Source organism: Proteus sp. G2673 (assembly GCF_009915125.1).
Lineage (GTDB): Bacteria > Pseudomonadota > Gammaproteobacteria > Enterobacterales > Enterobacteriaceae > Proteus > Proteus penneri.
In genome coordinates this window covers 40,855-65,493 of sequence record NZ_JAABLT010000021.1, presented here as the reverse complement: position 1 = coordinate 65,493, position 24,639 = coordinate 40,855, and the positions used below count along the sequence as shown (strand labels likewise).

22 protein-coding genes and 1 riboswitch are annotated in these 24,639 nt (G+C 35.8%); of the genes, 9 read left to right on the top strand and 13 right to left on the bottom strand.

The genetic code is table 11. The features are described 5' to 3' along the window. Nucleotides 1–294: 294 nt before the first annotated feature. Nucleotides 295–1,449: a methionine adenosyltransferase gene (gene metK / locus GWI59_RS12080; RefSeq protein WP_006533789.1), complete on the top strand. Its 1,155-nt coding sequence runs from the start codon at nucleotides 295–297 to the stop codon at nucleotides 1,447–1,449. 117 nt (nucleotides 1,450–1,566) lie between these two features. Here the strand turns inward: metK and GWI59_RS12075 are convergent, their stop codons facing one another. From GWI59_RS12075 to GWI59_RS12065, 3 genes are read right to left on the bottom strand one after another with little or no spacing between them, the layout of a single operon-like run. Beyond that, the gene (locus tag GWI59_RS12075; RefSeq protein WP_006533790.1) at nucleotides 1,567–1,980 is read right to left on the bottom strand and encodes a YeeE/YedE family protein; all 414 of its coding nucleotides are present in this window, start codon (nucleotides 1,978–1,980) and stop codon (nucleotides 1,567–1,569) included. A 4-nt stretch (nucleotides 1,981–1,984) separates the two neighbouring features. Beyond that, on the bottom strand, nucleotides 1,985–2,419 hold the full coding sequence (locus tag GWI59_RS12070) for a YeeE/YedE family protein (RefSeq protein ID WP_161724751.1): 435 nt from the start codon (nucleotides 2,417–2,419) through the stop codon (nucleotides 1,985–1,987). A gap of 3 nt (nucleotides 2,420–2,422) precedes the next feature. After that, nucleotides 2,423–2,746, bottom strand: coding sequence for an ArsR/SmtB family transcription factor (locus GWI59_RS12065; protein WP_036912417.1), 324 nt, complete (start codon nucleotides 2,744–2,746; stop codon nucleotides 2,423–2,425). 105 nt (nucleotides 2,747–2,851) lie between these two features. On the opposite strand from GWI59_RS12065, the gene GWI59_RS12060 reads away from it, so the two are divergent. Continuing rightward, nucleotides 2,852–3,358, top strand: a complete 507-nt coding sequence (locus GWI59_RS12060) for a SprT family zinc-dependent metalloprotease (RefSeq protein ID WP_147280391.1) — start codon at nucleotides 2,852–2,854, stop codon at nucleotides 3,356–3,358. A 79-nt stretch (nucleotides 3,359–3,437) separates the two neighbouring features. Here the strand turns inward: GWI59_RS12060 and mgtE are convergent, their stop codons facing one another. The 4 genes from mgtE to hcp all read right to left on the bottom strand — a co-directional run bounded on the left by mgtE (nucleotide 3,438) and on the right by hcp (nucleotide 8,294). Then, complete coding sequence (gene mgtE, locus GWI59_RS12055) at nucleotides 3,438–4,511, bottom strand: magnesium transporter (RefSeq protein WP_006533794.1); 1,074 nt, start codon at nucleotides 4,509–4,511, stop codon at nucleotides 3,438–3,440. 76 nt (nucleotides 4,512–4,587) lie between these two features. Further along, a riboswitch (M-box (ykoK) riboswitch) is annotated at nucleotides 4,588–4,759 on the bottom strand. Between the two features lie 214 nt (nucleotides 4,760–4,973). After that, the gene (locus tag GWI59_RS12050; RefSeq protein WP_006533795.1) at nucleotides 4,974–5,309 is read right to left on the bottom strand and encodes a DUF6694 family lipoprotein; all 336 of its coding nucleotides are present in this window, start codon (nucleotides 5,307–5,309) and stop codon (nucleotides 4,974–4,976) included. Nucleotides 5,310–5,579: 270 nt separating this feature from the next. Next, nucleotides 5,580–6,584 (bottom strand): NADH oxidoreductase, encoded by a 1,005-nt coding sequence (hcr, locus tag GWI59_RS12045; protein WP_109399750.1) that lies wholly within the window; start codon nucleotides 6,582–6,584, stop codon nucleotides 5,580–5,582. A gap of 57 nt (nucleotides 6,585–6,641) precedes the next feature. After that, the gene (hcp, locus tag GWI59_RS12040; protein WP_115065532.1) at nucleotides 6,642–8,294 is read right to left on the bottom strand and encodes a hydroxylamine reductase; all 1,653 of its coding nucleotides are present in this window, start codon (nucleotides 8,292–8,294) and stop codon (nucleotides 6,642–6,644) included. A gap of 494 nt (nucleotides 8,295–8,788) precedes the next feature. Here hcp and GWI59_RS12035 point away from each other — a divergent pair, with 494 nt between their 5' ends. Then, complete coding sequence (locus GWI59_RS12035; RefSeq protein WP_109847803.1) at nucleotides 8,789–10,270, top strand: aldehyde dehydrogenase family protein; 1,482 nt, start codon at nucleotides 8,789–8,791, stop codon at nucleotides 10,268–10,270. Between the two features lie 187 nt (nucleotides 10,271–10,457). Here GWI59_RS12035 and GWI59_RS12030 read toward each other — a convergent pair whose 3' ends face one another. Beyond that, nucleotides 10,458–11,858, bottom strand: a complete 1,401-nt coding sequence (locus tag GWI59_RS12030) for an alanine/glycine:cation symporter family protein (protein ID WP_072063403.1) — start codon at nucleotides 11,856–11,858, stop codon at nucleotides 10,458–10,460. A 195-nt stretch (nucleotides 11,859–12,053) separates the two neighbouring features. On the opposite strand from GWI59_RS12030, the gene clcA reads away from it, so the two are divergent. Further along, on the top strand, nucleotides 12,054–13,475 hold the full coding sequence (gene clcA / locus GWI59_RS12025) for a H(+)/Cl(-) exchange transporter ClcA (RefSeq protein ID WP_109847805.1): 1,422 nt from the start codon (nucleotides 12,054–12,056) through the stop codon (nucleotides 13,473–13,475). Nucleotides 13,476–13,543: 68 nt separating this feature from the next. Here clcA and tehB read toward each other — a convergent pair whose 3' ends face one another. The 5 genes from tehB to GWI59_RS12000 form a co-directional block, all read right to left on the bottom strand. After that, the gene (tehB, locus tag GWI59_RS12020; protein ID WP_109847806.1) at nucleotides 13,544–14,398 is read right to left on the bottom strand and encodes an SAM-dependent methyltransferase TehB; all 855 of its coding nucleotides are present in this window, start codon (nucleotides 14,396–14,398) and stop codon (nucleotides 13,544–13,546) included. A 78-nt stretch (nucleotides 14,399–14,476) separates the two neighbouring features. Beyond that, nucleotides 14,477–15,592 (bottom strand): NAD-binding protein, encoded by a 1,116-nt coding sequence (locus GWI59_RS12015; protein ID WP_229096600.1) that lies wholly within the window; start codon nucleotides 15,590–15,592, stop codon nucleotides 14,477–14,479. Between the two features lie 79 nt (nucleotides 15,593–15,671). Then, nucleotides 15,672–16,754 carry a linear amide C-N hydrolase gene (locus tag GWI59_RS12010; protein WP_202608842.1) on the bottom strand — a complete coding sequence of 361 codons (1,083 nt, stop codon included), beginning with the start codon at nucleotides 16,752–16,754 and terminating at the stop codon, nucleotides 15,672–15,674. A 235-nt stretch (nucleotides 16,755–16,989) separates the two neighbouring features. After that, nucleotides 16,990–17,568, bottom strand: a complete 579-nt coding sequence (locus tag GWI59_RS12005; protein WP_072063408.1) for a YceI family protein — start codon at nucleotides 17,566–17,568, stop codon at nucleotides 16,990–16,992. A gap of 33 nt (nucleotides 17,569–17,601) precedes the next feature. Next, nucleotides 17,602–18,156: a cytochrome b gene (locus tag GWI59_RS12000; RefSeq protein WP_072063409.1), complete on the bottom strand. Its 555-nt coding sequence runs from the start codon at nucleotides 18,154–18,156 to the stop codon at nucleotides 17,602–17,604. Between the two features lie 1,008 nt (nucleotides 18,157–19,164). Between GWI59_RS12000 and GWI59_RS11995 the strand changes: the two genes are divergently transcribed. The 5 genes from GWI59_RS11995 (at nucleotide 19,165) to GWI59_RS11975 (ending at nucleotide 24,611) form a co-directional block, all read left to right on the top strand. Beyond that, complete coding sequence (locus GWI59_RS11995) at nucleotides 19,165–19,992, top strand: MurR/RpiR family transcriptional regulator (protein WP_072063411.1); 828 nt, start codon at nucleotides 19,165–19,167, stop codon at nucleotides 19,990–19,992. A 228-nt stretch (nucleotides 19,993–20,220) separates the two neighbouring features. After that, entirely contained in the window at nucleotides 20,221–20,970 is a 750-nt protein-coding gene (locus tag GWI59_RS11990) for a YadA-like family protein (RefSeq protein ID WP_161724749.1), read from the top strand. 228 nt (nucleotides 20,971–21,198) lie between these two features. Further along, nucleotides 21,199–21,690 (top strand): N-acetyltransferase, encoded by a 492-nt coding sequence (locus GWI59_RS11985; RefSeq protein ID WP_072063413.1) that lies wholly within the window; start codon nucleotides 21,199–21,201, stop codon nucleotides 21,688–21,690. Between the two features lie 325 nt (nucleotides 21,691–22,015). Further along, on the top strand, nucleotides 22,016–23,575 hold the full coding sequence (locus GWI59_RS11980) for a sulfatase-like hydrolase/transferase (RefSeq protein WP_072063414.1): 1,560 nt from the start codon (nucleotides 22,016–22,018) through the stop codon (nucleotides 23,573–23,575). Between the two features lie 151 nt (nucleotides 23,576–23,726). Further along, the gene (locus GWI59_RS11975; protein WP_161669499.1) at nucleotides 23,727–24,611 is read left to right on the top strand and encodes an OmpG porin family protein; all 885 of its coding nucleotides are present in this window, start codon (nucleotides 23,727–23,729) and stop codon (nucleotides 24,609–24,611) included. Nucleotides 24,612–24,639 lie beyond the last annotated feature (28 nt).

Genomic DNA, 24,639 nt, shown 5'->3' with positions numbered 1-24,639 from the left:
GATCAGAAATCCTGCGGTTTACACTGTGTTCAGATTTCACAGTAACCGCGAGGTTATACCTTTAGTTAATTAAAAATGCAAAGCAAAAAGTACAAAAAAATTATTTTTCTCTAATCCCTATTTTTTCAACCTCCAAATAGCGGGCAATAAAAAATAAGATCAACTGTTTGATTCTACTTTCTCCCTATATTTGATTAAAAAAAGCTGGAATTAAGGAGAGAAGGGTCGTAAAATAGACGTCTAGATGTTAAAACATCCATCCTTAAACCGTTTGTATTAAGGTAACGAGATATAATGACTACACACCTATTTACTTCTGAATCAGTCTCAGAAGGTCATCCAGATAAAATTGCAGATCAGATTTCTGATGCTGTTCTGGATGCGATTTTAGAACAAGATCCAAAAGCACGCGTTGCCTGCGAAACTTACGTTAAGACAGGCATGGTTATGGTAGGCGGAGAAATTACCACCAAAGCTTGGGTCGATATCGAAGAAATCACACGTAATACCGTTCGTGAAATCGGTTATACCAGTTCCGATATGGGCTTTGATGCTAATTCCTGCGCAGTTATCAGTGCGATTGGTAAACAATCACCAGATATCAACCAAGGTGTTGACCGAGCTGATCCTTTAGAACAAGGCGCTGGCGACCAAGGTTTAATGTTTGGTTATGCAACCAACGAAACTGACGTATTAATGCCCGCACCAATTACTTATGCTCACCGCTTAGTTCATCGTCAAGCACAAGTACGTAAAAGTGGTACTTTACCTTGGCTACGCCCTGATGCGAAAAGCCAAATTACCTTCCAATATGACAATAATAAAGTTGTCGGTATTGATGCAGTTGTTTTATCAACTCAACATTCTGAAGATATTTCACAAAAAGATCTGCATGAAGCCGTGATGGAAGAGATCATTAAACCAGTTCTACCCGTAGAATGGTTAAATGAACAAACTAAATATTTCATCAATCCAACAGGTCGTTTTGTTATCGGTGGCCCAATGGGCGACTGTGGTTTAACGGGCCGTAAAATTATTGTCGATACTTACGGCGGTATGGCGCGTCACGGTGGCGGTGCTTTCTCTGGTAAAGATCCATCGAAAGTAGACCGTTCAGCCGCTTATGCAGCACGTTACGTTGCTAAGAATATTGTTGCTGCTGGTTTAGCTGATCGTTGCGAAATTCAAGTTTCTTACGCAATCGGTGTGGCTGAGCCAACATCAATTATGGTAGAAACATTTGGTACTGAAAAAGTCCCAACAGCACAACTTATTCTGTTAGTACGTGAATTCTTTGACTTACGTCCTTATGGATTAATTCAAATGCTAGATTTACTGCACCCAATCTACCAAAAAACGGCTGCTTACGGTCATTTTGGTCGCTCTGAATTCCCTTGGGAAGCAACAGATAAAGCAGAGATCTTACGTGAAGCTGCGGGTTTAAAATAATCCTCTGCCATTAACATCACACTATTAACTAAATGTTCAATGCATTAAATACACAAACGGGAAGCACTGGCTTCCCGTTTAATTAATTCATTAAGAATATCAGTATAAAATAGTTTGTTATTGTGGCTTACGCACCAATCCAATTAACAGCCAACCCGCAATCATCGCAAGGACAAATAAAATACCTTGATAAAACCCTGCACCCGCTAATACCAAACCTGGGCCTGGGCAAATCCCCGCTAATCCCCAGCCAATACCAAATAACACACTCCCCAACACGAGAGGTTTATCAATAACCTTATTGGTTGGAATATTCAAAGGGCATGCTAATACACTTTGTTGTCTACGGCGTGTTAGTTGGTAACCTATCACACTGACAACCAATCCAGCTCCCATGATTATCAATAAAGAGGGATCCCAATCTCCAGTAATATCCAGAAAACCTAGAATTTTTTGCGGATTGCTCATTCCCCCCACGATCAACCCTGCACTAAATAGAAGACCACAAAGAAAAGCAACGAACTTTGTCATTTTATTAGCCTCCTATTACATGACGCTGAATATAAACAGTGATAAAAGCCGTCACCATAAACACTATCACAGCAACGATAGAACGACGCGATAATCGAGCTAATCCACAAATACCGTGACCGCTGGTGCAACCATTACCTAAACGTGTACCCGCTCCCACCAGCACACCTGCAATGATCAACATCCAAGGTGATGTTTCAATCACTGGCGCTAAAGGTTTATCAAAAAAATAAAACAGTGTAGGTGCGATTAGCATGCCAATTAAGAATGCCCAACGCCAGCCATTCCCCTGCTGTTTTGTTGATAAAATACCACCTAAAATTCCACTTATTCCTGCGATGCGACCATTAAATAACAATAAAATAGCGGCAGCCGCACCTATCATTAGTCCACCTATTGCCGCACTTAAAGGCGTAAAGTAAACCCAATCTATATTCATAACTTAACCTGCTATAGGGCAATAAAGCTGATAAAGCGTATTAAGAAGCACTAATACTTTTTCATCAGCAATAGAATAGAAGATACGTTTCCCATCACGACGAGTATTCACTAATCCTTCATTGCGTAAAACAGTCAGTTGTTGAGAAAGTGTTGGTTGACGTATACCTAAACTTTCTTCTAATTCACTCACACTTTTTTCGCCCTGACTTAATTGACACAATAATAAGAGGCGATCGCCATTTCCTAGCGTCTTAAGCATGCTAGACGCTTCATTAGCCGCCAATTTCATTGCATCTAATAAATCAGGTTGAACTCGTTGTGTCATGGTAAACTCCATAATCAATATACTTTTTAATAATATGTTAATTTATATATTGTGCAAGTTTTCTTTTTATTGCGTGTTTGTATAAGGCGCTATATGCTCTGTAACATGAAAACGGTAAGAATCCCCATCGCCTTAGTGCAAAGCGTTATGCGAACACTGCGTGAAAAATTGCAGCAGGCTAATCTTTATCTTAATACAAATTACCCAGAACCTACTCTACATTATAATCAGAGAGGAACTATTGCAGGCAGTGCCTATTATGCAAATTGGGAAATCCGTATTAATCCTACATTATTGATTGAAAATAAACAGAATTTTATTGAAGAAGTTATTCCCCATGAACTGGCACACTTATTAGTTAATCGCCATTTCGGTCGTGTAGCGCCTCATGGAAAAGAGTGGAAATGGATGATGGAAACAGTATTAGGCGTTTCGGCTAAACGTACCCATCATTTTGATGTTAGTACCGTTAAAGCCAAAACTTTTCGTTATGCTTGCCATTGTGAAGAGAAACATCAGCTCACTATTCGTCGTCATAACAAAGTATTACGCGGAGAAACACAATACCGTTGCCGCCATTGTCAGGCTATATTGAAATTTATAGGAAATTAAAACAAATAGATAAAAATAAAGCCGATGCGTTAGTTAAATCACATCGGCTTTATCTTGAGAATGAATATATAGGATTGTCTTAGGCAAACTCGCTCATCACATGAGATGCGATTTCAAAGTAAATAATAAGACCTGTACCATCAATTAGCGTTGCAATAAACGGTGCTGACACAACGGCTGGATCAATACCTAAACGCTTTAATACCATTGGAATAACCGACGAAACAATTGCACTCCAAACCGTGATTGAAATAAGCGTTAAACCAACAACAATCATCACTTCCATGCCAACGCCTAAGAACCAAGCTCGTACAAAGCCCGCAATCCCCATGGTTAACGCAACCATGATAGATGTTGTTATCTCTTTTCTTAAAACAGACCACACATTGCGTAAGCTAACTTCACCTAACGCCATCGCACGAACAAGCGTTGAGGTGATTTGTGTTCCGCTATTTCCGCCAGTACCAATCAATAATGGAATAAAGAATGCCAATGAAATAGCGGCTTCTAATCTATCTTCAAAAGCATGTAATACCGTACTGGTATACGCTTCTGCCACGAACAACATCAATAACCATACAACTCGTTTACGCCATAATGTTACTGGGCTGGTTTCTAAATAAGGCTGCTCTAATGGTGACGTTGCCCCTTGCATCTGGGCGTCAAGGGTATTTTCATCTTCAATCAATTCTGCAATATCTTGAGGACGTAACACACCCACTAATTTTCCAAAATGCATCACAGGTACACTGTCTAAACCGCTATGGCTAATCAATTGATACACATCATGTCGATTCTGTTCAGGTGATACAGAGAAAAAAGTTTGACGCATAACATCAGACACAAATAGATCATTTGCCGCAGTTAATAATGATTTAACAGGTAAAATCCCATTAAGATAATTATCTTTATCAACAACATAGAGATAGGTTGGAATTAATTCATCTTTTAAATCATTAACCAGTTGGGCTTTTACATTCTCAACTGAATCGGCAACAGAAACCGCAATATAAGATTGGCTCATATACGCGCTAACCGTTGAATCATCTTTTAAACGATTGTATTGATCTTGTGTTGAATGATTTTGTGGTGTGTTTAAGGATGCATCTGCAACTAAGACAGCATCCATTTTGTTTTGAGTATTGAAAGTCATTTTTGTGGTTCCCTATTACTGTTTGTGTTTAGCAAATCAGTTCTCCATAGGGGCGAAACCAGAAGCGAGAATGCAAAAGCTATCTACACGTCTCGGTTTTAGCACTATACAACGTATCCGATGAATACTGGAAGTTACATGGGGATATACCTTCGGTCGATATATCCTGTCCTAATCTTGGGCGTCTCTCGACGTCGTCAGATCAGTAACCTGTGTTTGTATAGGAGCCTCGCCTAACGAGATACTGCACTTTTCTTGCGAATGCGCACGCATTATAACCACTCACACTATAATGAAAAGCACGATAAGGATTTTGTTTAAGTTCTATTGAAAAACAGCCCGTAATATTCATTATGCAATTAAATAATACAATTACATTCGAAACTGATATATAAAAAAGAAATGAAGTTCTCCTACAATATCAAAAATCATATAGTAAAAGATAATCTGTTTATTAATTGATTATTTAAATGCTAATTTTTGTACTCTTATTTCTTCTGCCTGTGAAAATATTTCTTTTACTGTTTTACCATCTAATGATTGGCACATTTTACGAGTAATAATATCCGAATTTTTATGACGACCAGCGATCACTAAATCATTAAAATTAATATCATTAAGGATCGCTAATTCTATTGCTTCATCAAAACGCGCTTGTTCATCAAGGGGAAGTGAATTGCGCATTTCAACAATTGAGATACGTAGCGACTCTACATTAGAACCATCAAGGGTTTGTTGCGGTTTTTCACAACCAGATAACATGACACTAAACAAACAAATAACTAACATTTTTTTCATATATCCCCCCTTATCCAGTCAATAGTTTAAATAATAGCAGAATGTTTATAAGGAAACTCCCACTAACTAAAATATATTTTTAATTAGTCATCGTTGACAATATTTTTATTATTCTGAATAAATAAAAACCTTCTTTAATTAAAAATAAAGAGAAGTATTTTCCAGATTATTCGTTTTTTAATGCGAAGAATAGACATAAAAAACCCTGTTAATAAATTAACAGGGTAAAAAACAGGAAAGTAGAAGGAAATATTTAATGGAAAAAAGAGGTTAAGCGAGCTCAACATCTCCTTTTAAACGACAACTGCATGCTAAGACATAACCTTGAGCTATCTCTTCAGCCGTTAATGTACTGGTGCTGGAAACATCATAATCACCACTAACAATTCGCGTTTTACAACTACCACAAACACCTGCACGACAAGCAGCAAAAACGGGTACTTTATTCTCTTCCATTGCCGTTAACAAAGTGACACCAACAGGAACTTTAATTTGCGATAATGGATGACGAATAGTCATGGTTAATTGTTCATTTTCATCAACACAAACAGGTTCATCACCAAAACGTTCCATAAAGATATTTTCAGCCGGTACACCAAGATTTCTTGCAAAACGTCCTGTATCTTCCATGTAACTATTTGGGCCACAACACATAACAGTACGACTCGCAATATCAGGTACTAACGCTGCTAGTTTTTCTTGAGAAATGCGTCCACTAAATAACCCTTTATTGTCAGGTAATTTAGACATCATAATAAAATTGAGATTATAGGGATACGCATTGGCTAATTCGATCCACTCTTTCTCAAAGATAAACTGGCTTTGTTCACGAATATTAAAAATAACCGTGATATCTGCTTTTGGCTGATTATTTAGCAACCAACGTGTCATCGACATTACAGGGGTAACACCACACCCTGCGGCTAACATTAAATAGCGCGCATCTTCTTTACCTGCACAAGTAAATTCACCTTGGGCATCAGATAACCAAAGATAATCACCCGGTTTTACTTGTGATGTTAACCAACCTGAACCGATACCATTTTCTAAACGGCGAACAGTTAAAGTGACAAAAGGGCTTAATCCTGGAGAAGATGAAATGGTATAAGCACGCATTATTTCATCACTATTATTGATACTAACCAATGCAAATTGGCCTGGTTTGTATGAATAAAAGTCATGATTAATTAAATTTAGTGTCCACACTTCAGGGGTTTCCTGAACAATTGAGTGAACCTGCATACGATTAGGACAAAGGGAACTTGGCATCGTCATGGATATTTATTCCTTACCGAAGCCCGTAAGCCTCGGCAATGATGATGAATTAAACGATTAAGCTGAAAGGATCTCTTTAAGATCTTGTTCTGGTGTAGTAATTGAGCGCATACCGAACTTCTCATTTAAGACCGCCAGCAGATTGTCTGTTAAGAACGCAGGTGCTGTAGGGCCGGTATAAATGTTTTTTACGCCTAATGAAAGCAGAGTTAATAAAATAACAATCGCTTTTTGCTCAAACCAAGACAAAATTAAGGACAGTGGTAAATCATTGACACCACAGCCTAATTTTTCAGCTAGATTAACTGCTAGCATAATCGCAGAGTAAGCATCGTTACACTGACCCACATCAAGTAAGCGTGGTAACCCTTCTAAAGTACCAAAATCTAATTTATTAAAGCGGTATTTACCACACGCCAATGTCATAATTAAACAATCTTGTGGGATTTCTCTTGCTAAATCAGTGTAATAACTACGCTCACCACGGCTACCATCACAACCACCCACTAAGAAAACGTGACGTAATTTTTTCTGTGAAACTAAATCAATCACTGTATCAGCCGCATTTAATAGTGTTTCACGACCAAAACCAACCGTAATTAAATGCTCAATTTCGCTATATGGGAAACCTTCTAGTGATTGTGCTTGGTCAATCATTTCAGAGAAATCATCACCAGTAATATGTTTTACGCCCGGCCAGCCAACAATACTACGCGTCCAAATACGATCACCGTAATTACCCACATTAGGATCAATAATGCAGTTTGATGTCATTAGCACAGGGCCTGGGAATTTCGCAAATTCAATTTGCTGATTCTGCCAACCACTACCATAGTTACCCACTAAGTGTTTGTATTTTTTAAGTTCTGGGTAACCGTGAGCAGGTAACATTTCACCATGGGTATAAATGTTGATGCCTTTACCTTCTGTTTGCTCAAGTAGCATTTGTAAATCTTTCAGGTCATGGCCCGAAATTAATATTGCTTTACCCGCAACAGGACGCACATTAACCGCAACTGGCGTTGGGTTACCATAAGCTTGTGTTTCACCTTTATCCAAAATTGCCATAATGCGGAAATTCATTTGGCCAATGCCCATCGCATTTTCTAACAATTCATTCATATCAGCAGGATCAGTTCCTAACCACGCCATATAACGGTGATACTCTGCATAAATTTCATTATCGTATTGACCTAAAACATGCGCATGTTCCATATAAGCCGCCGCGCCTTTTAAGCCATATAAACACAGCATACGTAAACCATGAAGGTCATCACCAATCTGTGCTTTATCACCATTTAAGGCAAAAAGCTGGGCTTGTTTTTGTAAACTGTCTAAATCATTTCCAGCTAATTGAATTTCAGCTCTTGGATTAGTGACTTGAATCGCTGCATTTTTTGCTAAGGTACGAGATTTTAGACTTTCACGGAAATAGATAGCTTCTTTCGCATAACCGACAATACGATCAGAATCAAAGTTGACGTTAGTTAATGTAGAGAAAAAAGCGCGAGGCGCAAAACTGTCTACATCATGATCAATAATATCAACACTACGTGCCGCTAATGCCCAAGCAGAAAGCCCTTCCAACACAGCAACCAGTAAATCTTGAAGATCTGAAGTTTCTGCTGTTTTACCACACATACCTTGCGCATAGGCACAACCATTGCCTACAGGCGTTTTCATTGTTTGTTCACATTGCACACAATACATATCGTATTCCTTCTAATTATAAGATAACGCTTTATTTTTATAAGTTGCATTCTATATGCAACATAAGAATACGCCATTTTTATCAGAGAGAAAGTGCAATATTGAACAATTTAAATGTTGTTTGATCTAACGCAATTTCTAGTGAATCTTTTAATATCTCTTTTTTTATCTTTTGATCTCACATAAGTCTAAAGCCTGCTTTTTTAAACAGATTGCTTAATCGCATTACACCTTTAATAAGTAAATAAGAAAGAATATTGAAGAATAACGGATGGGTATTTTTTATTTAATTATATAAAGACTGATAGATGAAACGATTAAGTTAATTCATTTTTGTTAAATCCGTAATATTCATTACTATTTTTTATAGTTAATATCACCTATTGCATCAATAGCTAATCAAATTATTTCATTTGATATATGTTATTGGCACGAGTATTACGAAATGAAACTATAAGTTTAAATGATGCTCACCCCTACATTGGAGATTAAAAATGATTAAATTAAATAATGTTCCATCAGAATTTCGTCCTCTAGAAAGCTACAAAATGCTAATTGGAGGAGAATGGGTAACTAGCACATCGCAAAAAACAACTAAAACCTATAGCCCTGCAACCGGTGAATTACTAAGTGAATACCAATCAGGAAGTGCCGAAGACGTAGATCGCGCAGTCACTGCCGCACGTAATGCATTCAAAACATGGAGTAAAACATCTCCAGCAGAGCGTCAAGCCCTCTTATTAAAAATTGCAGATCGCTTAGAGCAAGAGCAAGAACGCTTTGCTTGGATTGAATCATTAGATAATGGTAAGCCACTCAATGAGTCGAAAAACATAGATTTACCTGCCTCTATTGACCATTTTCGATATTTTGCAGGCGTGATACGCTCTCATACCGATGAAAGTGCCGTCCTAGACGAAAATACCATTAGCCTTGTTATTCGTGAACCCATTGGTGTAGTTGGACAAATTATTCCATGGAACTTCCCATTATTAATGGCTGCATGGAAATTAGCGCCAGCAATTGCCGCGGGTGATACTGTCGTAATAAACCCAGCAACACTGACTTCCCTTTCATTATTAGAGCTAGGTCGTATTTTAAATGAAATATTACCAGCTGGTGTAATTAATATTGTTACGGGACGTGGATCTGTTGTAGGACAAGCTATTTTAGAGCATCAAGATATTGATAAACTGGCGTTTACAGGTTCTACCAATGTGGGTTATACCGTAGCAGAAGCAGCAGCGAAAAAAATGGTTCCAGCAACATTAGAATTAGGCGGTAAATCAGCCAATATTGTGTTCCCTGATGCAAATATGAAAAAAGCAGTCAAATATTCAGCATTAGCTATATTGATGAACCAAGGACAAGCTTGTGAATCAGGTTCGCGTCTGTTCTTACATAAAGATATTCATGATGAATTCTTGAAAGCATTAAAAACTGAATTTGAGAGTATTCGTGTCGGTGATCCCCTTGATCCTAATACACAAATGGGTACACAAGTTAGTCAAGATCAAATGGATACCATCTTAGCCTACGTTGAACTCGCGAAAAAAGAAGGTGCAACTGTTTTAACAGGTGGTGAGCGTATTACGGGTGAAGGCTATGATGACGGATTCTTTGTTCGTCCTACTATCATCATCAACGCAACAAACCAAATGCGTGTAGCCCGAGAAGAAATTTTTGGACCTGTATTGTGTGTTATTCCATTCGATAATGAAGATGAAGTGATCGAAATGGCGAATGACTCTGAATATGGCCTCGGTGGTGGTGTTTGGACTCAAGATATTAACCGAGCCTTACGTGTTGCAAAAGCAGTAAGAACTGGTCGTATGTGGGTTAACACTTATCACGAACTCCCAGCTCATGCACCATTTGGGGGTTACAAAAAATCAGGTTTAGGACGTGAAACGCATAAAATGATGTTAGATGCTTATAGCCAAGTGAAAAATATCTTCATCAGTCTGAAAGAATAAGGTTATCTCTCTTTTCTAAATTCTTATAAATATAATATCTATACTCATCTCTTCGCCTTCTCCCCAGAAGGCTTTTTATTATCTGTAATTTCTCACACTTTAAGTTACCACCATAAAAAACCGTATGCCAAATTTTAAGTGCATACGGTTTTTGTGTTGTGTTTTTTAGCCAATAAGTAAGAACGAGTTACTCTGCTTCGGCTTCTTTTTTGTTCACTGGATGAGTTTCTTTATCTAACCCAATATTATCAGCGTTAACATCTTTTATATGATCTCTTGTTAAACGATAAACAACTGGGCTTAATAAAGCTAATGCGATTAAGTTAGGAATAGCCATCATTGCATTAAGTGTATCGGCTAACAACCAGACAAACTCTAATGATTGCGTTGCACCAACTGGTAACGCAATTAACCATGCAACCCTAAATGGTGTAATCGCTTTAGGCCCAAAAAGATATTGCACACATTTCTCACCGTAAAAGCTCCAACCTAAAATCGTGGTAAATGCAAAAATGGCTAATGCTATTGCCACAATATAGTTACCACCCGGAATAGCGGTAGAGAATGATGCAGCGGTTAATGTTGCTCCACTTTGCCCTGTTAGCCATTGTCCTGTGATAATAATAGTTAATCCTGTTACAGAGCAGACAATGATGGTATCAATAAAAGTCCCTAACATCGCAATCAAACCTTGGCGAACAGGATTTTGTGTTTTTGCCGTTGCATGAGCAATAGGCGCACTACCCAATCCCGCTTCATTTGAGAAAACACCACGCGCTACACCAAAACGGATCGCAGCCCAAACAGCGGCACCAGCAAACCCACCTTGAGCAGCAACGGGCGTAAATGCAGATTTAACAATAAGGACAATAGCATCTGGGATCGCAGTTGCATTCAGTGCTAAAACAACAATACCTGCACCAAAATAGCCAACGGTCATAATAGGAACTAATTTACCGGCAACATCAGCAATACGCTTAATGCCCCCAATTAATACGGCACCAACTAAAACAACCAGAACAATAGCGGTGATTGTGGTCGAAATACCAAAGTTACTTTCCAATACATCAGCCACAGAGTTGGCTTGTACTGTATTACCAATACCAAACCCCGCAAAACTACCAAAAACAGCAAAAACAGTACCTAACCAAACCCAATTTTTACCTAATCCATTTTTGATATAATACATTGGCCCACCGACATAGTTCCCATATTTATCAACTTCACGGAAACGTACAGCAAGCACAGCTTCTGAATATTTGGTTGCCATTCCCACTAATGCTGTCATCCACATCCAAAACAATGCACCGGGACCACCTAAGACAACCGCCGTTGCAACACCGGCAATATTACCAGTTCCGATAGTGGCAGATAATGCAGTCATCAATGCATTAAATGGCGATATTTGCCCTTCGCCTCTTTTATCATTTTTCTCAAATAAAAGTTTAAACCCTGTACCTAATTTCCTAATAGGTAAAAAACCAAGTCGAAACTGCATAAAAAGACCGATACCGAGAATACCGACAAGCATCGGAACTCCCCATACCACGCCATTTATAGCGCTTAATATGTTTGTGATGAAATCCATAATTTACCCTTTCTCGTCCAAATGTTATCTAAATATGTCTTTTTTGTTATCAATTACACTAAAGATGAAAAAGTGAAAATATGCTAGAAAAAAAAACGACTAAATCTAAAATTGATTACGTTATGTGAGAAATATCACTTCAATACAAAATTACGCTATCATTACGTTCATTGTTACAATACATAAATCAAAGTTATGCATAACCGTAAATCTATCCAAAATAGCCAAAATGAACGACGTTTTAATTTATTCAGAAAAGCACAAGAGACCAACCTTGCACCACTGAAAGTCCTGCTACTGTCTGCTATAGTCGGTTCGCTTGCAGGATTAGTAGGTGTTTTATTTGAAAAAAGCGTGAGTTGGGTTATAAATTTTAGACAAGAAGAGCTCGTCAAAACCTTCACCAATCCTTATGTTCTTGCAATGAGTACATTGCTCTTCTCCTCTATTTTAGCAATGCTAGGTTACTATTTAGTCAAGAAATTCTCACCGGAATCAGGGGGATCTGGTATCCCTGAAATTGAAGGAGCAATGATAGATATTCGCCCAGTTCGTTGGTGGCGAGTATTACCAGTAAAATTTATTGCTAGTATTGGAACATTAGGTTCAGGAATGGTATTAGGTCGAGAAGGCCCAACAGTTCAATTAGGCGCCAATATCGGTCAGCTCGTAAACGATATTTCTCGGGTAAATGATAAAGAGTCACGCCATACTTTATTAGCTACAGGAGCCGCCGCGGGATTAACCGCTGCTTTTAATGCGCCTCTGGCTGGTATTTTATTTATTATTGAGGAGATGCGACCTCAATTTAAATACAGTCTTATTTCAATTAAAGCGGTCTTTATTGGCGTTATTATGTCTTGCATTGTTTTTCGCCTATTTAATGGTGAAGGCGGTGTTATTCATATCGGTAAATTTTCATCTGCACCACTAAATACACTCTGGTTATATTTAGTTTTGGGGATGTTATTTGGCATTATTGGCGTTATATTCAGTAAATTACTTTTCTATGTCCAAACACAATTCCAACATTTTTATCAAGATAAAACCTCACGTTTTGTTTTAACCGGCGGTATTATTGGTGGGCTTTGTGGTCTATTGGCACTAATTATTCCTGAAATTACTGGCGGTGGATTTAGCATTATCCCAGCACTCAGTACCGGACAATATTCTCTTATTGCACTGTTACTTTTCTTTATTTTACGAACTATCACATCTATTATCAGTTTTGCCTCTGGTGCTCCTGGCGGTATATTCGCACCTACTCTAGCACTTGGTACTCTATTTGGTAGCGCATTCGGATTAACTGCAACCTTGCTTTTCCCTGATTATCAAATTCAAATTGGTACGTTTGCTATTGCAGGGATGGGCGCGTTATTCGCAGCAACGGTAAGAGCACCTCTAACAGGGATCGTTCTCGTATTAGAAATGACGGATAATTATCAGCTGATCCTGCCTATGATCATTACCTGTTTAGGTGCAACTATGTTGGCGCAACTATTAGGTGGTCGCCCTATCTATACGGTTTTATTAGAGCGGATATTGCAAAAATCTGAGGCAAAAGAGCAAAAAGACCAAACCCTAGATATTAAAAGCAATAAATCACCGCAACAATAAAATTCACTTAAACAGATAAAAAAACACCCCAATTATTTGGGGTATTTAAAAGAGATAATAGTTATTAACTATTTTTTGCGTGCGATTAAAGTAGCAAAATTTAAGGCGATACGATTACCATTGGCATCTGTTTTATGTAAATGACCTGGGTTTTCATTATATTTGATGATTTCCCAGTCTTTATAATAATCCGCTAACTCGCCTTGACGTAAAAAGGTCTTAAAAGGAATTTCTGCAGGATCACTATTTGACGATTCAACAGGACAAACAATTACATTGATACCGTTAGAGTTGGTACATTCCTGCATATTTTTAATAATACTTTCAATACGCTCCCGTTGGCAGAACATCAATACAACGGTTGAAAGAATAATATCGTATTTCTCTGTAAGTGAAGCTTCATTAATATCATATAAGCCACTTTTTACCGCTAATCCTGTTTTGGTTTTAACTGTTTCAATAGCATCAATATGTGAAGCATTAATATCTAACGCTGTTACATCATAACCTTGAGACGCTAAATAAAAGCTGTTTCGACCACGACCAGCACCTAAATCTAACACCTTACAAGGCTGGGTAAACGTTGCCATATAGCGTACTTCAGAATGGGGTAATGATAAGTCGTTTTCTTTAAATAACTTATCTTCTGGAGCACATAAAAAAGAGAGCTGGCAACGTACATCATCACTCGCTTTATCAATTTTATGCCACTGTTGAGGCTGAATTAGAGGTGGTTGGTTTTCTATATCACAATCCACCGAAATTTGTGAACCATCATCATTAAATACAATAAATGTCATATTACCTTGCAGGACTCGCATTTGAGCATAAGTACCTTCCTTTGTATTGTGGCGTTCTAACAACGCTAAAGGAATGGATGTGCGAGTCCACTCTGGCATTGTTTTATAATTTACAAGTTCCATCATTCAACCTCACTTAAGATGCATTTTAAATACATCTTATTGTAATCACGCTCTTTCGTAAAGAAGGTTTTATCAAGATTATGATTTTAAATATTTGTTTAACAGCAAATTAGTCACATCTGAGGAAGAAATAGATTCACCACACAAAACTTTCATCATAATTTCTTTACCTAATGATGCTAAAGAAAATAACATATCTGGGCGTAACCGACTGATTTTATCTCTATTTTCATCTTGATTAATAATAGTGATCAATTTGGCATCAACATTAGAACATTCTTGGATAGTCAACAAAATAAAGGTATTTTCTGCATCACTTTCAGATAAAGTCACAACCCAACTTGCTTTCGCGATATTGGCAGATAGCAATGTTTTAAGATTAGTAGGATCACCTTCAATAATATTGGCTTGAGCATCATAGGAGGCTCTATTTTTATCAACACAAATCGCAATAACGGGTTTCCCTTGTTCTCTTAGGCCTTTTTCTAACTGAGAAGCCAATGCTGATGAACCAATAATAATAAAATGATTATGCATTTTAGCGATCCTTTTCTTAACAATATCGCGAGTGCCGCGCGCAAGAAATCCCATGACATACACAATGGAAGTAGTAAAAACAGTTATTCCCAAGATAACAACAGTGAGAGTAAAAATACGTGCATTCGTGCTAATTGGCACAATATCGCCAAATCCTAGTGTCGTCATACAGACGATAGAAAAATAGAATGCATCCATTAATGTTGTAATATGTGGTTTAAATTCATCGCCAATATAAAGACTTCCCAGCATTGAGAATAACAGCAAAGAAAGAGTGCAGATAAAGGCCACAAAGCCTGCACTAGTTAAACTATGATGTGGAAATGCACGCCAGCTTATTAACAACCCAATCGCTAAAATAAAAGAAAAACAGGATTGAAAGTCCATTTGCTGATAAACAGCGACATCGAGAAAAACAATGGTGGCTAATAAAATCAAAGAGACACACCACGCAATTCTGGCACCAAGATACATAAATATTGAAAGCAAAATTAATGCGCAACCTAACATTACCTTAGGTATATCGAGCAGTTTTAATACACCTAAGGATTTTAGCCATGCTGAAAAACCATGAATTTCCCAATCCAGATAAACACCACGAGACAGCAAAATGGAATAAATGATGAAAATACCATTTAAGATAAGTAATAAAGACATCATTTTTCTTGTCACTTTAGATGTCTCTATCATATTTAATATTGCGGATAATTTCATATTAGATATTGTGAATACTCAGCTAGTTATTTAAAGGTATATTATCTAATCCTTGAAATTTAAAAGGCTCTGCAGGTTTAAAATGACTTGTAGCATCAGCTGAATAGATTATCGATTGCTCTTCACCTAATGGTAATGTCATTACTTTCCCACTCTCTTTTGAAAAATCAATTTCTTTTAAATTAACCCAAAAGATATTCGGCGATAATGCGGATTCGAAAAAATATAATTGGTTTTTATGATCAGCCACTGTTCTCCAGCGTGTAGATGATATTTCTGGTGATTCAACTGTACTTAATCCATAAGGTACAGATACATTTCTGATCACACCAAATACGCTAGCGAGCGATTTTTTACTCGATTGAGCTTTAGGAATGGCATTCACATAAAAAGAAGCTCGGGCAAAACGATCTGAAGCACGATTAGTCCCTGGTAACATCACGGTTCCACCAATTTGTTGCCAATAACTATTCAACGCTAGCTGTTCTGAAAAAATAGGAGAGTTCGTCATCACTTGATACTCTTTACTGTGATGAATCACTTGCCTTCCATTTATATATTCAATAATGGCGCTATCTCCCGTTGCATCTGAAAGAGAAAGATGTAGTGTAGCCATTCTATCTTGCCCAGGAACTTTATCCGTCAATACAATAAAAGGCTCACTGTCTAATGCATTCACGGCTTCTTCGACCGAAGCAAAATTATCTAACACATACTGTGCCCATGCAGAAATTGAAATAGCTGGTTTTTCTTTGGTGTATGCTGGATAATCAGACTCAGCCAACCACAATAAATTAGCTACTAAACCTTTTTCATTCATGCCATCTGTTGTAGAAATATCATAACCAGATGCAATTACGCTTCCATATTTAGATGTCCATTTTATCGAATTATCACCAGCTTCTCCCGAACGTTGCATCCCCTGTGGAAATATCCATAAATTTGTTCCTATGTCATATTTCCAGTCCATTGAGCGAGCCGTAATAATTTGATTATTGTCTCCTAAATAAACAAGCCGAGTACATGCATCAGCATCAGTAATACCTACTGTGAAAAGACCAGATATAAATAGAGTACCCAAAAAAGTATGACGTAATTTTTTCATTATGACTCTTTCCCGTTAAATAAATAGATGGTTTCTTTATCGTGACCTATCTTTACACTGACTAAAAATCGATAAAACCTTAAAATAAATATTAGTCCTATTAAAAAATAAAAATTATTACTTAAGTATAAGATCATTCATCATGATTGTGCATAAAAAAACCGATACGTTAAAGTATCGGTTTATAAATCATCTAGATAATAAAAGGGTTTATTACCTTACAAAAAGTATTTAATTACGCTTTTTTTACACCTTCAATAGAGATAATTAACTCTGCTTCTTGTGATTTTGGCCCTAAGTCTGATTTAAAATTAAACTCTTTCAGATTCACTTTACCCGTTGCTTCAAAACCAGCACGGTAACCTTTCCAAGGATCAGTACCTTCACCAATTAATTTTGCATTTAATGAAACAGGTTTCGTTACACCATTTAATGTTAAATCTCCTGTAACGATATAGTTTTCGCCATCACGAGTCACTTGTGTTGAAACGAATCGAGCTTCAGGATATTTACTTGTATTAAAGAAATCAGCACTACGTAAGTGCTTATCGCGTTCTGCGTGATTAGTATCTAAACTTCCTGTTTTAATTACGACATCAACTTTGTCTTTTGATGGATCTTCTTTATCATAGCTAAATGTACCATCGAAATCTTTAAAAGTGCCATATAACCAGCTATAGCCTAAATGTTGGATACGAAACTGTACAAATGCGTGTTGACCTTGTTTATCAATAGCATAATCTGCTGCTAAAGCAGTACTTGCATTAAATAACAACGCACCTGCAGTTAAACCTAATAAAGCTTTCTTAAACATTATTATCTCCATAATCTCGTTTTATAAGTTTAATTATTTAGTCCGCATTCCTAGCATGCGTTTTAACGTGACATCTTTATCAATAAAATGATGTTTTAAAGCACCAGCAGCATGTAATAGCGATAATAAAACCACAGCCCAGGCTAAATAAAGATGAATATCACCAGCTAAATCTGCTTGTTTTGCTTCTCCAGTAAAAATGGCAGGTACAGAAAACCAATCAAATACAGATATAGCTTGTCCATCAGCAGTCGAAATTAAATAACCGCTAATCAGAATAGAAAATAAGATTAAATATAAAAGCATATGTACAATATGAGCACTAATACGTGTCAGTTTACTGTAACTTGATAAAGCTTTTGGAGGTGGAGAAATCCAACGCCATATCACTCGCACTATCAAAACAATAAATAAAAGAATACCAATGCTTTTATGTATTTCAGGTGCAGAATGATACCAACTATCATAATACCCTAATGTCACCATCCAAAGCCCTAAAGCAAACATACCATAGACAGTAAGCGCCATCCCCCAATGTAAAAGGAGTGACAAGTGCCCATAGCGAGACGCATTATTTCGCCATTGCATAATAAAAACCCAATAGTTTCCAATTCATTAAGATAATGTTACATAGTCTAGTATATCTAGAGTAAATTGTTAGCCCATAGTTCAACAAATAATTTGCTTATCATTATCAATAATAATCAATAAGTAATGAGCTCTTATTAGTCACTCTGCTGATTATCTAATCAGTGCCATAGTTGAATTTTTTCAAAATAAGATAGGTATATTGGTGGGTGTTTATATACATAATAAAAAGAATAAATATAGAGGTAAAAATAAGAAACGAAATAAGATTAATACAACATTTGCCTAACTATAAAAACAATTGTTCCCTTCATTTATCCTAAATTAGAACTTATTAAGAAAAATACAATAATAATTAGAGGAACCGTAAAAAAAACGGATAACCAGCGCATTTCACGTATAACGCCAAAAATAATACCAACAATACAAATAAAAAATATAACTGGCATCATTTCTGAGTAATGATCATGACAATAGTGCATTAATAAATTAATCCACGGGTGATCGTTTTGCATATGAGAATTTCAACCAATAAAAATAAATTTTAATTAAGATAGAGATAAATTACTATCATTAACAAATAAAACAAGCGTTGTATTATAAATATCAATCATCGCGCACAAAGATATTAAAACACTTCATATTTCAAATAAAGAAAACACTGATAAATAAAAATAACAATTTAAGCCAAACTTACAACAAGATAAAACAAACAAGGTGAAATAAAACAAAACGTCACAATGAAAGTAATATCATTATTAATATCACCTTAGTTAAATGAAATAATAATTTCATTTAACTCCAAATAAAGAACATTAATTTCATTAAGTTATTATGAAATCAGTAAACAATAAATAAAATAGAGTTTTAAACATCAAATAATTACCTTTAGGTTATTCATTTATTTGGAATTAACTCTATATTTCATTTTAAATATTATTAGCTAAAAACATTCAAATACCATGCAAAAAACACTACAATTACAATAGTATTTTTATTGAGGGTACTATGTCTACTGCAACAAATCTGAATGAACTACAGGAACAAGTTCGCTCCCGCTATAATGGATTAAGTAAAAGGCTACAGCAGGTTGCACATTATCTACTTGATAATAAAAACAGTGTGGCATTTGATACAATTGCAATCCTTGCAGATAAAGCAAATGTTCCTCCATCGACATTAATTCGTTTTGCCAACGCATTTCATTTCAATGGCTTTAATGAAATGAAACAGTTATTTCAAAATCACTTGATGAATGAAATGGTAAATGAAAATGAAAATTTAACTTATAAACAAAAATATAAAGAGGAGCCTCCTAATCTGAATGAGCCTGCCTATATTTTGCAAGAATTTGCGCAAGCAAATAGCCATTCATTGCAACAATTGGCAAATCAGACTCACAGAGAAATGTTAAATAAAACATTACAATTGCTCGAACACGCTGACACAATTTATATTTGTGGCTTTCATCACTCATTCAGTGCTGCAAGTTATTTTTTTCATGCTCTCTCGCATATCTCTTGTGAGACTGTTTTTGTCAACAGTCTAGGTGGAATGTACAAAGAGCAATTAAGAAACATTACGCATCGTGATGTACTCTTTGGTATTCACTTCCACCCGTATTCAGATGAAATGCAAAAAATGTGTGAAATGGCAACTTACAAAGAAGCAAAACAGATTATTGTTACTGATAGTCCAATTAGCCCATTAGCGAGTTTAAGCGATGTTTGTTTAACTGTTAAAGAAGCTCAAATAAAAACCTTTCGTTCTCAAACGTCAACCATGTGTTTACTACAAGCAATCTCTGTCGCTTTTGCTTTTAGAAAAAAACATTAATAACTTTTTTATCCTAAACTGTATCTTAATTAAGATACAGTTTTTTTATAAAATAAATATTTATTAAGTACTATTAATGAATAACAACTATTAAACACATATTAAATAGCTTAGTATTTTATTTAGAACTATTTTTAAGAATGAATACAGATTTTTTTGTTTGTGATGAAAAAATTAATCATTTAGCATTAATTTATGCCACCTAAGATCATTAAAGGATTAAATTAAATGTTATTTAAAAAATTATTTTTAATTGTTTTTTTATTTCCAAACTTCTCCTATTCAAACACACATTCAATAAAAGAAAATAAAGAATCGCCAATAACTGTTAATATTCCTAGTGTTTCATTTGGTGATCAAAGTAATGCATCTGGTAACGGTTCAATTGCAATAGGAACAAATAGCCAAGCTAAAAGTGCACACTCAGTTGCTATTGGTACTAATTCATTAGCAACAGAAGAAAATACAGTATCATTTGGAAACATTGAAAATCAACACACTTCTCGATTAGTTAATATTAGTGACGGTAAAAATAATACAGATGCCGTTAATCTTATTCAGACTAAAAAAATGGTAGATAAAAATAGAATAGCAACAAATAATACTATCAATCAGCTAAAGAGAACTGTTAGTACAGATATCGGTAATATCAAAACCCATGTTAATGATTTTGATCATTATTACAGGAAAAGACAGGCCGAAATTACTGATTCAGTTGCAAATTTAGACAAAGAAATTATCGCGTTAGAAAAAAAAATATTTGCGGGCATTGCATCATCAGTTGCAATGACTAGCATTCCTTATCTTGCCCATCATACTCTAAGTGGCGGAATTGGTATTAGTAATTATCGAACAGGTACAGCATTTGCTGGAGGTGTGCAATATAAACCCAATAACGATATTGCATTTCGATTAAACTCTTCCATTAATAGCGAAAAAGAAATTATTATTGGAGGTGGATTAGCTTATGGCTGGTAAACAATTTTGATTCTCTATAATCCGATTATAAAAATATAACCTTATAATTAAAGCAGTAATAATTTAAGTAACATTACTGCTTATTTATAAAAAGAATTTTAATTAGTAATAAATAAATCACCTAAAGAAGAATTGATAAGTTTAACTTTAGTATTTTTAATATATTTTTGTAATATATATCATTTTTTATATACTAGGATTATAAGCTAGAGCCAAAAGGAATAAAAAATGAATTATATATTTCAAAAAATGACTGCTAAAGATATAAGTGCAGTAGCACGACTATTACAGGCAAATTCAGAATCTCAACAAGGTGGATTATATGGTGAATACCCTCTAAATAAAGTTGAGACAATGTATCAAAGTAGCACTAACGCCATTGTTGCACTCTACCAAAAAAATATTGTTGCTGTTGTTTTTAGCTTTCCTGTCACCTCTTTTTCGATCCCTCCAATTGCTCAAGCTATTAATCAACAATTTCCAGAAATAACACAAAACAATTGGTTTTATGGCCCTGTTTGTATTGATAAATCGCACCGAGGAAAATCACTATTAAAAAATCTCTACCAACAAATCTGTTCTTTACATGGTGGAAACCCTATCGCATTTGTTAATAGTGAAAATATTCGGTCACTAAAAGCACATCAAAAATTAGGCATGAAGGTCGTTAAAAACTTTGAATTTAAAAGCACATCTTGGTGGATCATTAAAGGACAATGAAAACAAACGAAAGAAAAATACTTACACTTTCTGATATACAATTTTCAGGCTGAAAATGAAGGCTTTTAAGTATTTTTGTTATCATCATCACAAAATAAATAATAAACATATAAATCAACATGATACATAAAACAATGAAAAGTTAATCTATTCTTAACAATATTACAACTCCTATTTTAGCTGTCAATTTGCTTACAATTTGACATCATTCTGTGATCTCCCTTTCAATTCTTGATCTTTCGTTAACTTACTTTTTGATATTATGCAAAAGTATAAATAAGATAAATACACCAATTCGAAAGTAAACGTAAAATAGGAGGAAGCAATGACTGTTTCCCGCAGAACTTTTATCAAAGGACTCGCAGCTAGCGGTGCAGCAATGACTGTTTCTACCCCTGTTATTGCTAATTCAGAGAGTTCAACTTCTAACCCGCGCTCGCGCCCAGAGAATGCCCCTAACCTATTAATTGTTTTCCCAGATGAAATGCGTGCTCATGCATTACAGTTTATGGGGGAAGATCCTTCAATCACACCTAATTTGAATAAATTTGCGAAACAATCCAAAGTAATGACGCAGATGGCTTCAAACTACCCTCTTTGTTCTCCATTTCGTGGCATGTTTATGACTGGTCAATACCCTGTTCGTAATGGTATTACAGGAAATGCACATGACTATGGTGGCAAAGTGGGTATCGATTTATCGCCTTATGCAAAATGTTGGTCGGATGTTTTAAAATCCCTCGATTACAGCACAGGCTATATTGGTAAATGGCACCTTGATGCACCTTACGAACCGTTTATTGAAAGTTACAACAATCCAATGGAAGGTCGTTATTGGAATGAATGGGCTGCACCGGATAGACGCCATGGTTTTGATTTCTGGTATTCTTACGGCACTTATGATTTACATTTGAAACCAATGTATTGGGCAAACGATACCCCTCGTGATAAACCAATTTACATTGATCAATGGGGACCTGAACATGAAGCGGATATGGCAATCAAGTTCCTCAAAAATGAAAACAATCAATTTAGAGATAATTCAAAACCATTTGCATTAGTGGTTTCAATGAACCCGCCTCATTCACCTTATGATCAAGTACCGAAAAAATACCTCGATGCTTATCAAGGTAAAACGTCAAAAGAGCTAAATACACGCCCTAATGTACAGTGGGATACTGAATATCAAGAAGGCTATGGACCTCAATATTTCAAAGAATATATGGCTATGGTCAACGGTGTTGATGAGCAATTTGGTCGTATCGTCGATGAATTAGAAAAACAAGGCCTTGCAGATAATACTCTTGTTGTTTTCTTCTCTGATCATGGTAGTTGCTTGGGGGCAAATGGGCAAGCCACCAAAAATAATCCTTATGAAGAATCCATGCGTGTTCCGATGATGTTCCGTTTACCGGGTAAAATTAAACCAGGCACTGATGATGCATTAATGTCAGCACCTGATATTTATCCAACTATCTTAGGGCTACTTGGTTTATCTGAATGGATCCCTGATTCAGTAGAAGGTACTGATCTTGCAGATAGAGTAGTTACTGGCAAAGGCGACACAGCAAACTCTCAGCTTTATCTTTTTATTCCTTATGGCGAACCTTCATTCGGTAAACGAGGAGTAAGAACAAAAACTCATACTTTGGTTATAGATAGACAAGATGGACAACCATTAAAATATACTTTATATGACAATGTGAACGATCCATATCAAATGAAAAATATTGCCAAAGAGAATATGCCTTTAATTGAAAAATTAATTAAAGAAGAACTAACCCCTTGGTTGGAAAAAACAGGAGATTCTTGGCGTGCCACTGAATTCATTACGGCAACAACCAATAAATTAAATAAAACAATATCTACATGTAAAGAAAAATAATAAAAATATCTGCGCCATAATTTTATGGCGCTATATATAAACCCAATTCGCTGATATAAAAAATCCTTTTAATAAAATTAAATAAAAGGAAAGATGTCCTACACCTAAAAATTGACACAAATAAAAGCGAATAAAGAATTGGATATATACCATGAACAAACTTCGTATTGCTCTTTTTTTACCTCTTCTTGGCTTAGGTTTAACTTCTTTTCATTCTCAGGCAGCTAATGTCAACGCCATGTTTTCTTGGGAAACGGCCGATTACGACACACCAAATAACTATTCTGGTTATCGTGTAGATTTTAATATTAATCCAGATAAGTCTAACTGGTATTTCGATGTTGGTTTTCGTCAACGTGAGCATGACAATAAGAACCGTTATCAGCGTTATGATTTACAGGGTAGTTATCGTTTTAAATTAAATAATGGTTGGATCCAACCGGGTTTAAAAATACGTCAAGATCTCACAAATTATGATAATGGTAGCCGATTAACTATTGATTTTTATGAATCAAAAACTAATTACCAATTTCCAATTAATAAAGATTGGGTTTTAACTGGTAGCGTTTTATTTGGCTTACAAAAGAAAGAAGACAAACGTAGTAATGGCGTCACAAATACGGATTACTTAGGCTGGGAAATTGAACCTGGTCTACGTTATTTTGTCACCCCTAATATTAATACTACTGTTGCTTATTTTGATGGCGGTAAGCAAGCAATACGACATGAAGAATACGACACAAAAGAAACAAACCATAATCAACAATTACGTATGTATGTGAACTGGACAACACCAATAGGATTAATTGTTTCTCCATCAATGCGTAAATCTATTTTTGGAAAAATAGAAGATAGAACAAATAAAGGCGTTTATATCGAAAAAGATATGACACGTTATACCCTACAAATGGCTTATCAAATATCACCTCAATGGCGAATCATGACGGAATATTATAATGAACGAGTTGAAAACAAAAATGATGGTAAAAAATCAACTCAGGATTATTTCAAAGTTTCATTCCGAGCAACATTCTAATAATTAAAACCATATAATTGTTCATGGA